Source organism: Leptospira gomenensis (assembly GCF_004770155.1).
GTDB lineage: Bacteria > Spirochaetota > Leptospiria > Leptospirales > Leptospiraceae > Leptospira > Leptospira gomenensis.
In genome coordinates this window covers 1-297 of sequence record NZ_RQFA01000043.1, presented here as the reverse complement: position 1 = coordinate 297, position 297 = coordinate 1, and the positions used below count along the sequence as shown (strand labels likewise).

The window sequence follows — 297 nt, the reverse complement described above, 5'->3', positions numbered from 1 at the left end:
TGGGGAGCTTCCAGAATTCATTCAGAGCTTTTACTTTTAGGATTTGATATTTCCTTAAGTTCCGTGAAACGAATCATCAAAAGAATTCTAAAATCATACAAACCATTTCGAGGAAATTGGAGCGCGTGGCTGCGGTTGATCTCTCAAATCCAAGCACAGACAGTCGCAATGGATCTTTGTCGCATCAACACGGTTTGCGGATCTACGTTGTTTCTTCTTGCCTTCATTCATCTCGAATCCAGAAAAATAGTTCAGTTCAATATCACCTTCAATCCAACTCGAGATTGGATCTTGAGG

Annotated in this window: 1 pseudogene; it reads left to right on the top strand. The window is 40.7% G+C overall.

The features are described from left to right. Positions 1-297 (top strand): annotated as a pseudogene (locus EHQ17_RS19955) (integrase core domain-containing protein); the annotation flags it as partial.